The 12,710-nt window shown below is 61.4% G+C and carries 13 protein-coding genes; 5 read left to right on the top strand and 8 right to left on the bottom strand.

What is annotated here, in order from left to right; all coding sequences use genetic code 11:
- Positions 1-93 precede the first annotated feature (93 nt).
- From AC3EML_RS07775 to AC3EML_RS07745, 7 genes are all read right to left on the bottom strand, one after another.
- A complete protein-coding gene (locus tag AC3EML_RS07775; protein WP_488505182.1) occupies positions 94-1,602 on the bottom strand; it encodes a TadA family conjugal transfer-associated ATPase in 1,509 nt (502 codons plus the stop codon).
- Positions 1,603-1,688: 86 nt separating this feature from the next.
- Complete coding sequence (locus AC3EML_RS07770; protein WP_352521691.1) at positions 1,689-2,972, bottom strand: CpaE/TadZ family protein; 1,284 nt, start codon at positions 2,970-2,972, stop codon at positions 1,689-1,691.
- A 55-nt stretch (positions 2,973-3,027) separates the two neighbouring features.
- Positions 3,028-3,765, bottom strand: coding sequence for a CpaD family pilus assembly protein (locus tag AC3EML_RS07765; RefSeq protein ID WP_023692562.1), 738 nt, complete (start codon positions 3,763-3,765; stop codon positions 3,028-3,030).
- A gap of 13 nt (positions 3,766-3,778) precedes the next feature.
- Complete coding sequence (locus AC3EML_RS07760; RefSeq protein ID WP_352521657.1) at positions 3,779-5,290, bottom strand: type II and III secretion system protein family protein; 1,512 nt, start codon at positions 5,288-5,290, stop codon at positions 3,779-3,781.
- The gene (cpaB, locus tag AC3EML_RS07755; protein ID WP_488505181.1) at positions 5,287-6,099 is read right to left on the bottom strand and encodes a Flp pilus assembly protein CpaB; all 813 of its coding nucleotides are present in this window, start codon (positions 6,097-6,099) and stop codon (positions 5,287-5,289) included. Before cpaB ends, AC3EML_RS07760 begins: the two co-directional genes overlap by 4 nt.
- A gap of 207 nt (positions 6,100-6,306) precedes the next feature.
- The gene (locus AC3EML_RS07750) at positions 6,307-6,825 is read right to left on the bottom strand and encodes an A24 family peptidase (protein ID WP_352521656.1); all 519 of its coding nucleotides are present in this window, start codon (positions 6,823-6,825) and stop codon (positions 6,307-6,309) included.
- Positions 6,826-7,036: 211 nt separating this feature from the next.
- Positions 7,037-7,225: a Flp family type IVb pilin gene (locus tag AC3EML_RS07745; RefSeq protein WP_023699479.1), complete on the bottom strand. Its 189-nt coding sequence runs from the start codon at positions 7,223-7,225 to the stop codon at positions 7,037-7,039.
- A 346-nt stretch (positions 7,226-7,571) separates the two neighbouring features.
- On the opposite strand from AC3EML_RS07745, the gene AC3EML_RS07740 reads away from it, so the two are divergent.
- The 3 genes from AC3EML_RS07740 to AC3EML_RS07730 all read left to right on the top strand — a co-directional run bounded on the left by AC3EML_RS07740 (position 7,572) and on the right by AC3EML_RS07730 (position 9,432).
- Positions 7,572-7,994: a pilus assembly protein N-terminal domain-containing protein gene (locus AC3EML_RS07740; RefSeq protein ID WP_023681988.1), complete on the top strand. Its 423-nt coding sequence runs from the start codon at positions 7,572-7,574 to the stop codon at positions 7,992-7,994.
- 166 nt (positions 7,995-8,160) lie between these two features.
- Positions 8,161-8,766: a TadE/TadG family type IV pilus assembly protein gene (locus AC3EML_RS07735; RefSeq protein WP_023699477.1), complete on the top strand. Its 606-nt coding sequence runs from the start codon at positions 8,161-8,163 to the stop codon at positions 8,764-8,766.
- Between the two features lie 57 nt (positions 8,767-8,823).
- On the top strand, positions 8,824-9,432 hold the full coding sequence (locus AC3EML_RS07730) for a TadE/TadG family type IV pilus assembly protein (protein WP_352805265.1): 609 nt from the start codon (positions 8,824-8,826) through the stop codon (positions 9,430-9,432).
- Between the two features lie 26 nt (positions 9,433-9,458).
- On the opposite strand, the gene AC3EML_RS07725 is transcribed toward AC3EML_RS07730, so the two are convergent.
- On the bottom strand, positions 9,459-10,412 hold the full coding sequence (locus tag AC3EML_RS07725) for a PhnD/SsuA/transferrin family substrate-binding protein (RefSeq protein WP_023699475.1): 954 nt from the start codon (positions 10,410-10,412) through the stop codon (positions 9,459-9,461).
- Positions 10,413-10,587: 175 nt separating this feature from the next.
- Here AC3EML_RS07725 and AC3EML_RS07720 point away from each other — a divergent pair, with 175 nt between their 5' ends.
- Both AC3EML_RS07720 and mutM read left to right on the top strand, forming a co-directional pair.
- Positions 10,588-11,826 (top strand): phosphopentomutase, encoded by a 1,239-nt coding sequence (locus AC3EML_RS07720; RefSeq protein WP_023699474.1) that lies wholly within the window; start codon positions 10,588-10,590, stop codon positions 11,824-11,826.
- Positions 11,819-12,709 carry a bifunctional DNA-formamidopyrimidine glycosylase/DNA-(apurinic or apyrimidinic site) lyase gene (gene mutM, locus AC3EML_RS07715; protein ID WP_023696719.1) on the top strand — a complete coding sequence of 297 codons (891 nt, stop codon included), beginning with the start codon at positions 11,819-11,821 and terminating at the stop codon, positions 12,707-12,709. Before AC3EML_RS07720 ends, mutM begins: the two co-directional genes overlap by 8 nt.
- Position 12,710: the final 1 nt, after the last annotated feature.

Raw genomic sequence — 12,710 nt, 5'->3', positions numbered from 1 at the left:
TTTTGACGCAATTCCCAAGGGAAAGCGCTACGCGCTTTTCCCGGGAAAACCGCTTCACACTTTTCCTGGAATTGCTTCCAACCTCGATATGCGTCAGTCAGCGCGTTTCTCCATCGATTCCAGCGCATTGGCGAGGCGCTGTTCCTCGCCATAGTAGCGGGCGCGATCCCAGAAATGCGGGCGGCCGATGCCGGTCGACACGTGCTCGCCAAGCAGCCTTCCATTCGAGTCCTCGCCCTTGATGTTGTAGAGCACGATATCCTGCGTGATGATGACGTCGCCTTCCATGCCGATCACCTCGGTGATGTGGGTGATGCGGCGCGAGCCGTCGCGAAGGCGTGCTGCCTGGATGATGACATCGATGGAGCCGACGACGATTTCACGCACGGTCTTCTGCGGCAGCGAATAGCCGCCCATGGCGATCATGGATTCGATACGGTTCAGGCATTCGCGCGGGCTGTTGGAGTGGATCGTTCCCATCGACCCGTCATGGCCGGTGTTCATCGCCTGCAGCAGGTCGAAAACCTCCGGTCCGCGCACTTCGCCGACGATGATGCGTTCGGGCCGCATGCGCAGGCAGTTCTTGACCAGGTCGCGCATGGTCACCTCGCCTTCGCCCTCGAGATTGGGCGGGCGGGTTTCGAGACGCACCACGTGCGGCTGCTGCAGTTGCAGTTCGGCCGAGTCCTCGCAGGTGATGACGCGTTCCTCGCGGTCGATATAGTTGGTCAGGCAGTTGAGCAGCGTCGTCTTGCCAGAGCCGGTACCGCCGGAGATGACGATGTTGCAGCGGACGCGGCCGATGATCTTGAGGATCTCGGCGCCCTGCGGCGAGATGGCGCCGAACTTGACCAGCTGATCGAGCGTCAGCTTGTCCTTCTTGAACTTGCGGATGGTGAGCGCGGTGCCGTCGATGGAGAGCGGCGGGGCGATGACGTTGACGCGGGAGCCGTCGGGTAGGCGGGCGTCGCAGATCGGACTCAATTCGTCGACGCGGCGGCCAACCTGGCTGACGATGCGCTGGCAGATGTTGAGCAGCTGCTGATTGTCGCGGAAGCGGATGCCGGTCTGTTCGACCTTGCCATTGACTTCGATGTAGACGTTCTTGGAGCCGTTGACCATGATGTCGGCGATATCGTCGCGGGCGAGCAGCGGCTCCAGCGGGCCGTAGCCCAGCACATCGTTGCAGATGTCCTCGAGCAACTCTTCCTGCTCGGCGATCGACATTGCGAAATTTTTGATGGCGATGATGTCGTTGACGATGTCGCGGATTTCCTCGCGCGCGCTCTCGGGATCGAGCTTGGCGAGTTGCGACAGGTCAATGGTGTCGATGAGCGCGGAGAAGACCTGGCTCTTGGTGTCGTAGTAGGTTTCACTTTTTTCGCGCTGGATCTTTTTTGGCGGCTCCGGCGCCATCGATGGCGCCTCAACGGCACGGCGAGTTGGCGGGGTTCCCGGCGCTCCAGGCGGCGCTGCCGCGGGCCGGGCAAGTACCGCCATTTCCGCAGGCGTTGCAGTGGCCGGCGCCGCTGGCGCCGGTGCTGGCTGACGGAACTCCGGGGTGAACCGGCCGCCGTCGTCGGAGCCTCTTTTACCAAACATGATCGACTACCAATTCCGTCCAGAACATGATGCCGAAGCGGTTTTCGGACGACATCATGCTCTACTTCTTGATTTGGAGGGGAGCGTCATTTCTTGTTACGCGAGAGCTTGCCGAGCAGGCCGCCAAGGCCTGCCTTCTTCCTGGCCTTGATTTCGCTGCGACCGGTCAGGACATGCGCGATTTCGTTGATCATGCCGACGACCGGGCTCCTGGCATCCATCTCGCCCAGCATGCGGCCGTTGTTGGCGGCATTTCCAAACAACAACGGGTCGAAGGCGATGACCGACATCGGCGTGAGGCTGAGCGGTTCGGCGAAGTCGGAAGCGGATATCTCGGGTCGCTTCGGTACGCCGGCCTGGTTGATGATCAGTTTCGGCGGCGGATCGTTCGGGCGAAGCCGCGTCAGCATATCGACCAGATTCTTGGTGTTGCGCAGATTGGCCAGTTCCGGCGTCGCCGTGATGACGATCTCGTCAGCCTTGATCAGTGTGTTCTTGGTCCAGCCAGTCCAGACATGAGGAACGTCGAGCACCAGCAGCGGCACACTGCGCTGCGCGGTGTCGATGAGTTGCGTGAACGCATCGGGATCGAAATCATAGACACGTTCGAGGGTGGAGGGCGCGGCGAGCAGCGACAGATGTTCGGCGCACTGGGCAAGCAGCCGGTCGAGATAGACCTCGTCAACTCGTTCGGGCGAAAACACGGCTTCGGCGATGCCTTGCGCAGGGTCCTGGTCGAAATTTATGTTGGCCGTCCCGAAAGCCAGGTCGAGATCGGCGACGACCACTTCCGACTTGAACAGCGATGACATCGCCCACGCTACATTGTGGGCGATGGTCGAGGAGCCGACGCCGCCCTTGGCGCCGATGAAGGCGATCGAGCGGCCGATCGGCTCGGCTTCCGGATCGACGAAGATCGATGACACCACGGAGACGATATCGGCCATCGACACCGGTGCGATGACATATTCGGAAATACCGAAGCGAATGAGTTCGCGGTAGAGACCGACATCGTTGTAGTGGCCGATCACCACGACTTTGGAGGAGGGATCGCAATATTCTGAAAGCTGGGCAAGCTGCTCCAGCAATTGCTTCGGTTCGCTGCGCGATTCCAGCAGGATGAGGTTCGGCGTCGGCGCCGATTGATAGAATTCGATCGCCGTGGCGATGCCGCCCATATGCACTTTCAGATGCGCCTTGGCCATGCGGCGATCCTCGCCGGCCCGCTCCACCGGATGCGCGACACCTTCCGTCTCGCAAAATGCCTGGATAGAAATACGCGGCACCGGCCGCAGCGCCTGCATCGCTGCAACATCCGATTGGGAGCTGTCGCTGCCGTCTCCGGGCGTGTCGTAGGCAAGATTGCTCATCGTCATGCTCTTTTCCGTGACTTCTCTTTCCGGTCTCTACGCGGGACCGGCGCTCCTAATACGTCACTTCCGAACTGCCGAGGAACTCGTCCGAAATACCTCTGCCGCGATAGACGTCGATCACCGCGCCGCGGTTCTCGGCGTCGATATCGGACGACTTTCTTGGCCCGAGCAGATCGGCCGGATTGGCGAGTTGCGCAGCGAGGTTGTTTTGAGAGGAGCAGCCGTAATCGGCGTAGTGCTTGTTTTCGGAGGTTGCGAGGATGTCTTCGGGCCAGCGCCCGCATTTGTCGGTCTGGGCTCTCACCGAAATATAGGAAACGCGGATAGGCGCCGAGGCTTCCGGGGAAACCGACTGGTAGGAGGTCACCACGATCCGGTTTCGCTTGATGCCGCTGGCAACCGCCAGCCTGGCGAAATCGCGCGCCGCGGCAGTCGCCGCCACCTCATTGGCCGAGCCGATCGGGGTTGCGATCGTCAGCGCCGGGGCAGCGCTCCTGTCGTAGCCGTCAAGGAAGCCCAGAAGCGTGTCGCGCTGCGAGCCGGTCATGCCGCGATCGCCGGCGCCGACCGGGAGGTCCAGCTTCTGGTTCTTCTCGGCAATCACGATCGGATGCGTGGTGCGATAATCATCGGGAATCGCCCCGACCGTGATGCTGTCGCGCTTGGCACAACCGGCGAGCGAGGCCGCGATCGCGATCGCCAGGATCGGCATTGCCGATCGGCTGATCCGCGCACCACCGGACCGCACTGTCGTGGCGACCGGTATGGCCTTCGATGCTGACTGAGACATGTCCGCTCCCCGCTTACTTGTAGATGAAGCCGACAACGCCGTGGTAGCGGCCGTTGGGCTTGTCTGTCTGCATGGTGCCGTAGACGCGGTTGACGCGGCCAAGGAACATGGCCGGGCCATCGCCGGCGGCGTTGAAATTGTCATCCGGCTTGGCCAGGTCGTTGCGCGCCACCGGCCGCGCCAGATAAGGCGTGATGATGATGACCAACTCGCTTTCGTTGCGGACGAAATCGCGGCTGCGGAACAGCGTGCCGAGCACCGGGATCTTGGTCAGTCCGGGCAAGCCGTTTACCGCCTGCCTGACGTCGTCGCGGACGAGGCCGGCTATCATCATCGATCCACCCGAAGGCAGTTCCACGGTCGTGTCGGCCAAACGTTTGCGCAGCGATATGACGTTGGTGTCTCCGAAAGAGACCGCGCCTTCGGTGGTCGGTTCGGAAACCGACGTCCTGACCTTCAGGCTGATGCGACCGGGCGACAGCACCACAGGCTGAAATTCCAGGCCGATGCCGTATTCGATTTTCTGAGCCGTCCAAACCCTGTCGGCATTCTGATTGGCATCCGACTTGGCATTTGTAACGGCGCTGACCATATTGTACTCGCCGCCGACCTTGAAGGTCGCCTTCTCACCGGAGACGGCCGTCAAAGTAGGCTCGGCCAGCGTTTTCATGACGCCGGACTGCTCCATCGCAGTGATGTAGCCCTGCAGAGCAGAGGTGGCAAAATTGACCCCCGAACTCGACAACGGCTTGCCTAGGCCGGGGAAGGTGTCACTGGTCGCATTGAAGCTGATGCCGTTGGAGCTGCCTTTGCCAACCATGTTGACGCCGAGCTGCTTCATCACCGAGCGGCTGACTTCGGCCACGGTCACCTTCAGCGTCACCTGGTCGTCGCCGATGATCTGCAGCAGGTTGACGATCTTCGAGACCCGGCGTTCGGCATCCGGATTGTTGATGTCGACGCCGCCATTAGCATTGCCGCCGGCCGCGGTCTGCGAATACTGGCCGGTCGTCGCTTCACCGCCGGACACAAAGATGGTTGCCAGATCGACGGCGCGCTTGGCATCGAGCGGCGTGTCCACCACCCCGGTCAGGACGACGTTGTCGTTCAGCAATTCGACCTTGATCTCGGCATTCGGAAGGAAGCGCTTGAGGTAGTCTTCCAATCCGGCGACGTCGCGTTCGACGGCCAGATCCAGGCTGGCAATCTGCTCGCCATTGGGACCGAAGACGAAGATGTTGGTTTCGCCCACCGACTTGCCGAACAGATAGATCCGCCTTGCGGTGCGGGTCACCGCATCGGCGACCGCAGGGTTGGCGACCAGAATGTCGTAGGCATCGCTCGGCAGATCGATGACCACCGATTTGTTGAGGCCGAGCTTGACACGTTGCGTGGCGGTCGAGGCCATGACCCGGGCGCTCTTTCCGGCGGCCTTGGCGTCGACGAGGCCACTTGCATGGGCTCCGAGAAAAAGCAGGCCGATGGCCGCAGCCATGGTGACCGGCAGTTTAGCGAGTAACCTCATTTCCTTGCCCCTACTTCGGAAACTTCGCCCGATTTGATCAACCGCACCGTTCCGCGCCGCCCATTGCCGGAAACGAGGTAGTCGGCTTCATCGGTACCCTTTTCCTTGTTGTCGGTGATTGAGCGCAGCGCCAGCGTCAGGCGATCGGCCATTTGCTGGGCGACGGTGATGATCTCGGCCTGCTGCGGCGTCAGCTCCAGCGTCGCCGTCTGTCCGACCCTGGTCTTCTTGCCTTCCTCGTCCTCCTGGATGGTTTGATCGATCGCCAGGACGCGGATGTTCTTGAGGATGGTCTCGGTGGTGAATTCGCTACCGCCGTTGCCGGTGTCGGATCTGCGGGTCATGATGACGTCGACAAAATCGTTAGGCAGGATAAAGCCGCCTGCCGACGTGTCCGCCGAGATCGCGGTGGCGACGGCACGCATGCCGGTGGGCAGGATAGAAGACATGAAGCTCTGCCCCTCGCCGATCAGCTTGGAGCGCCGCAGCGGCTCACCGGTGTACATCGCCATGCGGGCGACGGAGCCCTTCAGCTTCTCCCGCGCTTCGGGTTCGGCGGCACGGGTGATGAAATTCGCATTGATGCCATCGGACGGCCAGGACTCCCAGCTGAGATTGTTTTCAAGCGGGCTTCCCATAGGCACGTCGCCGGAAAGCACGAGCACATCCTGCAAGGCGATGGCCGGCGCCTGCGGGGCATCGACGACGACCTGCTGGGGCGGGACCGCCACCATATTCTTGGCAACATAACCTGCACCACCCGCCGCGGCCACCGCCACGCCCAGAATGATCAGTCGGGATGCTGGCATCTGTCCGAACCCTCGCCTTTAGGCAACCACCTAGCCAGGCCGGACTTTGCAGCGGCAATCGTCAAAACAAGGTTAATACAATGCTTACGATCGTGATTAATTTAAGGTTTACATAAATTGGATGGACCCGTGCTCCGACCAACAAAAGAGGCGGCCAAGCCGCCTCTTTTCAGATCGATGCAGGAGCGGCAAGGAAGGCTTGCTGTCTCAGATCGCCAGCCTTGCCAGCGCCCATACCATCAGGGGTGAGTCCGGATAGGTTAGCAGCCCGCCAATGCCGAGTGCAATGCCGTAGGGAACGCCGGTCGTGTCGTCGGCGAAATGGCGCAGGAATGGACTGTGGCTGGTGTAGATCGCCAGCGGCGATTTCCGGTAGAGGAGGATGGCGAGCGTCAGCAGTCCCCCGATAAACGCTGAGATCACGAGATACTCGACAAGGTGAGTGTTGAACCCCATCCAGACGGCGGTGCCGGCGAGCAGCTTGGCGTCGCCGCCGCCCATGCCGCCCAGTGCAAACAGACCGAACGTCACTGCCAGCACCAAGGCGCCGGCGGCGAAATGCCAGCCATAGGTTGCCCAGTCCATACCCGTCAGTGGCGCAACCACGGCAAAGACGGCCACAAGCAGCGCCGGCACCCGATTGGAGATTGTCATCGACAGCGCGTCGGAGATCGCCGCAAAAAGCATGCAAAACGGAAAGACAACGAAGATCAGCGCGTTGAGCATCGGTCTCTCATGGTTGGAAAGGCAACGATGGCTGCAGGTTAGGCGGCTTGGGTTAAGGATTGGTGAGTTCTGCTGATGCGGGGCAAATCCCGGGAAATGTCAGGGCGCCAAGCGGCGCAGCAAAGACCAAAGCCAAACGATCTTCAAAGACAAAAGGGCCGCCAGCGAGGCGGCCCTTCCAGTCTACCCGTCGAAACAGGATGCTAGACTATTACTTACAAGCAGCGTTCGTCGGATCCTTCACGCAATCCGCGATGTCCTTGAACTTGTTGTTCAGGGCATTGCCGAGCTGACCAGCGCCAACCATGATGGCAAGCGCGATGAGAGCTGCGATCAGACCGTATTCGATAGCGGTCGCGCCGGATTCGTCCTTCGCGAAACGTGCGATGAGATTAGACATTCGAGAGCTCCTACTCCACGTGTTACAGCACTTCCGTCAACTTCTGTGGTGGTTGATCGGATGCTGCCAATCTACGGAGAAGCTCTTTCAATCGGCTTAATAAACAGCCTTACCGATTCCTTTCCCGCTTCGAACAGCTTGCGTGGTTAACCGTAAACTAAACGCTGGAAAGTAGCTCGCCTGCCCGTGAAAAGCTGTAATCTCACGGCTATCGGCAGGATGCATTGTTATATTAGCTGGCAGCAAGATTGGTGCGAATACCCCGGCGACGGTCAAGGTTTAACCGTTGGTTCACCAATCTCCTTCATGTTTCTTTGAACAAGTTTTGCCGCTGTGGAGCGCCTTGATGACTGCCATGAAATCGTCATTCCTGCTTGTCGCGCTTCTCGCCGTCCCGGCTTTTGTGCTGCCGGCCAAGGCCGGAGCCGGCATCGAAGTGACGATGAATCAGGCCAAGATCGTCAAACTGACACGCCCCGCCGACACCATCGTCGTCGGCAATCCGGCGATTGCCGACGCCTCCGTCCAGGATGCATCGACGATCGTGCTGACCGGCAAGGGGTTCGGCGTCACCAATCTGGTTGTCCTCGACCACGATGGCAGCCCGATCGTCGACGAGCAGGTGACCGTGGTGCGCCAGGACGCGTCGTCCGTGCGTATCTACAGGCGCGCCTCGGTACAGACCATGTCCTGCACGCCCTATTGCGAAAGCTCGTACAAGAGCGACTCGGAAAAGTCGTCCGAAGCCGAGATGAGCGCTGGGCAGTAAGCGCCTCAGTTGGCTTGATTGTCTCGGGAAAGCCGCGTCGGTTAGCGGCCGGTTAATGTCGCCTGGTCGAATTTAACGGTCATTCAAACCGGAGCTAAATGGGTTCTTGATAGTGGTGCTGACGGTACCGCATCAGGATCGGTAGAAACGGGATAGGGGCGACGTTTTGGACGAGGATTCAGAACGCGAGATCTGCAAGGTCAAGGCAGGGCGCGTGACGTTTGCCCGTCTTTTCCTTGGTGATCGGCGCGGCAGCACGGCGATAGAATTCGCGATGCTTGCGTTACCGTTTGCGGCTCTCGTCTTCGCCATCCTCGAGAGCTGCGTTTCATTTGCCGGACAGGAGGTGATGGCCAACATCACCGATGATATCGCCCGTCAGTTGCGTACTGGCCAGTTGAGGCAAGCCGATGTGACGGAAGAGAAGCTGAAGGGCTTGGTCTGCGCCAGACTCGAGATCATTGTCGCGAAGGGTTGCCCCGGTTTGCTGGTGGATCTGCGCCCGTTCAAGACCTTTGCCGGGGCAGCCAGTGCGGGTTTCACGATTTCCGGCTCGACCATCACGCTGACGGGCAAGGATCCGGATACAGGCAAGGACCCGGCTTTCGGGACCCCTACAATAGGTCCGGCAGAATCAAAGAACATGCTGCGGGTCTTTTACCCTTGGCCGGTCATGACCGATTTCATGGCTCAATACATGTCGAATATGGATGGCGGCAAGACTCTGCATTACGCGACGACAACGTGGCAAAACGAGCCATTCGACAACTGAGTTTGCACGTGTAAGCAAAAGGAAAAGTGCATGTTTCGTGCGGGGGCACATCCGGGGATGTCGGTTGTCTGGAAGAGAGCGGCGCGGTTTTTTTCCGATCGGCGCGGCATAGCGGCCGTCGAGTTTGCCCTCATCGTGCCTGTCTTGCTGATCATGTATTTCATTACCATGGAGGCCTCGCAAGCCATCGAGGCCAGCAAGAAGGTCAGCCGCATCAGCTCCATGGTTGCCGACCTCGTCACGCAGCAAACGTCGGTGGTCAACGCAGATCTCACCGACATCATGAAGATCGGCAACTCCAGCCTTCAGCCTTACAACCGCTCGGTCGCCAATATCTCCATTACGGCAATCGACATCAGAACCGACCCGAACAATCCGATACCGCAAGCAAAGGTGGCGTGGTCCTGGAGCGTGCTGGATGGGAAGACTGGCCGCGACTCCAACCCGACAACTTCCACCACCGTTCCGGCGACGCTCAATGTTGCGGGGACTTTCCTCATTCGTGTCAAAACCACTCTAGCATACCAACCGATCATCTCCTGGTCGGAAGGCTCCGAAAAGCCGCTCGGATTTATCTCGGCCTTCAACAAAGGCAAGATAACGATGAGCGAAACCTACTATCTCAGGCCGCGCCGGGCCACGTCGATCCCCTGCAGCGATTGCTGAAGCAGTTCTACCCATTCAACCCGGGTTCATTGCGCGCCGCTGTCGGTGCTGCCCGACACCAGGCGCACGATGGAAGCGGCCATCGCATAGTCACTCGCAGCGGCGAGCGTGAACCCTCCCGAATGTTTCGATTCCACGAAATCGTAGACTTCCGGCGACTGCGATCTGAGATTGGTGAGGAAGACGGTCAGTCGGCGTTTGGCTTCGGGGTCGAGATCGCTGCGGACGGCGTGAGGGCCGTATCTGAGCACGCCGGAGGTCCAGATGATCTGGAGCGCGGCTTCTGGAATGCCCGCCGCCTCCAGTCGCGCCGCCGTGCCGTCCGGATCAGCCGGCTGATCGCCAGCAATCGCCGTCCGGTTTTCCGCCGTGGCCCGCTCCCAGCCGAACACGGCATCGGCCTGGCCATCGGCCAGCATCGCTTCTGCGGCGGCAGCCGAGCCGGCATGAGCGAGGAATGGCGCATCCTGGCTGATCTTGATGCCGTCGGCTGCCAGCCCGGCGAGCGGTAGAAGCGAACCGCCGACATTGTCGGAAGGCGCCATGGCAATGCGGTGCGTTTCCAGGGCCGCGAGATCGGAAAGCCTGCCGTCGCGCGTCAAAAGCACGGAGCGGATGCCCGTGGCACCGTCGGCATCGACCGGCGCCACAAGAGGTTCGACGCAGCCGCAGCGCTCCGAGGCGGTGGCGTAGGCGGTCGCCGAATAGACCGCGTACTGAATCCGGCCATTGGCCTGTGCCTCGATCAGCGCCGCATAGTTATGCGCGACGACGAATTCCACCTTCATGCCGAGCGCCTTGCCGTAGGCGTCTGTCAGCAAGGCCAGACCCGGAACCGTGTTGCCGGCGCCCGGCTCGGCAACGATGCCGATCCGAAACGTGCCGATCTCGTCGCGCCAGTCGGCGTGCGCCGCGAGCTGCGAGGCCAGCAGCGCTACAGTGGTCGCCAGTGCACTCCAACCGAGGTCAGCCCGTCTCATCGATCCATGCCCCGCACGCCGTTCCTTGAAGCGCATCGCATGTCTCAAGGATGCGTACACCACGCCTGCCCGACTTCGCGACTATCGCGCCAGGCCGTTGCCGCCTGGTTTACGATTTGCCAATGCCGCGACGGGACCTTATGTCTGGTCAACCAGACTGGCAATGACGGCACCGATGGCACGCGCTTTCCTCTTCGTTCTCGATTCTTTCGGCATTGGCGGCGCCGCCGATGCCGAACGCTATGGCGACGCCGGCTCGAACACATTCGGACATATCGCGCTGGCCTGCGCGGAAGCCCGCGCCGATCGCGAGGGCCTGCGCGAGGGACCGCTGAAGGTGCCCACCATGGTTTCGCTCGGTCTCGGCCGCGCAGCAGAAACCGCAACCGGCTTCCACTTCGACAGCAAAGCCGCTGTTTCAGCCTCCGCTTTCCACGGCGCCGCGCAGGAGATTTCGAGCGGCAAGGATACGCCGTCGGGTCACTGGGAAATCGCAGGTCTGCCCGTGCGGTTCGACTGGGGCTATTTCCCCGATAAGGTGCCCGCCTTCCCTGCCGAACTGACCGAAGCGATGATCCGCGAGGGCAAGGTGCCGGGCATTCTCGGCAACTGCCATGCACCCGGCACCGAGATCATCGAGCGCTTTGGCGAGGAGCATATCCGCACCGGCCAGCCGATCTGCTACACCTCGGTCGATTCCGTCCTGCAGATAGCAGCGCACGAAGTTCATTTCGGCCTGGAGCGGCTCTACGAGTTCTGCAAGACGGTACGCCGGCTGGTCGATCCGCTGAAAATCGGACGGGTGATCGCACGGCCTTTCCTGGGCGAAACATCAGCCACCTTCGAGCGCACCTACAACCGCCATGACTACGCCGTGCCGCCGCCTGAGCCGACGCTGCTCGACCGCTTGACCGGGCGCGGCAGCCGGGTGATCGCGGTCGGCAAGATCGGCGACATCTTCGCCCACCGCGGTATCTCGGAAGTACGCAAGGCGCCCGGCAACATGGCAATGTTCGACAAGGCGCTGGGCGCGATGGACGATGCCGGCGACGGCGACCTGGTGTTCGCCAATTTCGTCGACTTCGACACCGAGTTCGGCCATCGCCGCGACGTCGCCGGCTATGCTGCGGCGCTCGAAGCCTTCGACCGCCGGCTGCCCGAGGCACTGGCAAAGCTGAAGCCGGGCGATCTGCTCATCCTCACCGCCGACCATGGCAACGATCCGACATGGCGTGGCACCGACCACACGCGCGAACGCGTCCCGGTCATCGGCACCGCACCAGGTCTCACGGGCGGCGACATCGGGCTCAGGACCACCTTCGCCGATATCGGTGAGACGGTCGCCGAACACCTCAAGCTGGCGCGCGGCCGCCACGGCGCTTCCTTCCATGCGGCGATAGGCGGCCATGCCTGAACTGCCCGAGGTCGAAACCGTCCGGCGCGGCCTGCAGCCGGTTCTGGAAAGCGCGCGGATCGTACGCGTCGAGGCGCGCCGGCCCGATCTCAGATTTCCGTTTCCGGCGAAATTTGCGCAGCGGCTGACCGGCAAGACGGTCATCGCGCTTGGCCGCCGCGCCAAATATCTCACCATACACCTGGACGATGGCCCGGTGCTGATCTGCCATCTCGGCATGTCGGGCTCGTTCCGCATCGAGACCGCCGATGAGAAAGAGACGCCCGGCACGTTCCATCAAGAGCGCTCGAAGGATGCCAAGCACGACCATGTGGTGTTCCATGTCGTGTCGCCTGTCGGCGTCCAGTCTCGCGTGGTCTTCAACGACCCGCGTCGCTTCGGCTTCATGCTGTTTGCGGAAGGCCTGGCCGACGCGCATCCGATGCTGGCGGGACTGGGCGTCGAGCCGACCGGCAATGCGCTGGAAGGCGCCCTGCTCGCCTCTCTGCTGAAGGGCCGCAGATCGCCGTTGAAGGCGGCGCTGCTCGACCAGAAGCTGATTGCCGGGCTCGGCAATATCTATGTGTCGGAAGCGCTGTGGCGCGCCGGCCTTTCGCCATTGCGCGAGGCAGGCACCATCGCCGGGACCAGCAAGAAGGCCAAGGAACAGAGCGAACGACTGGCCGAGGCAATCCGTTCGGTGATCGCCGATGCGATCGCCGCCGGCGGGTCTTCGCTGCGCGACTATGTGCACACAGACGGGTCGCTGGGCTATTTCCAGCATTCCTTCGCGGTCTACGATCGCGAAGGCGAGCCCTGTCCGACGCCCGGCTGTCGCGGCCACATCGAGCGCATCGTGCAAAGCGGCCGCTCGACCTTTTATTGCCGGACCTGCCAGCGGTAAG

The organism is Mesorhizobium sp. P170090, assembly GCF_057786115.1.
This window is presented reverse-complemented; position numbering and strand designations above follow the sequence as displayed.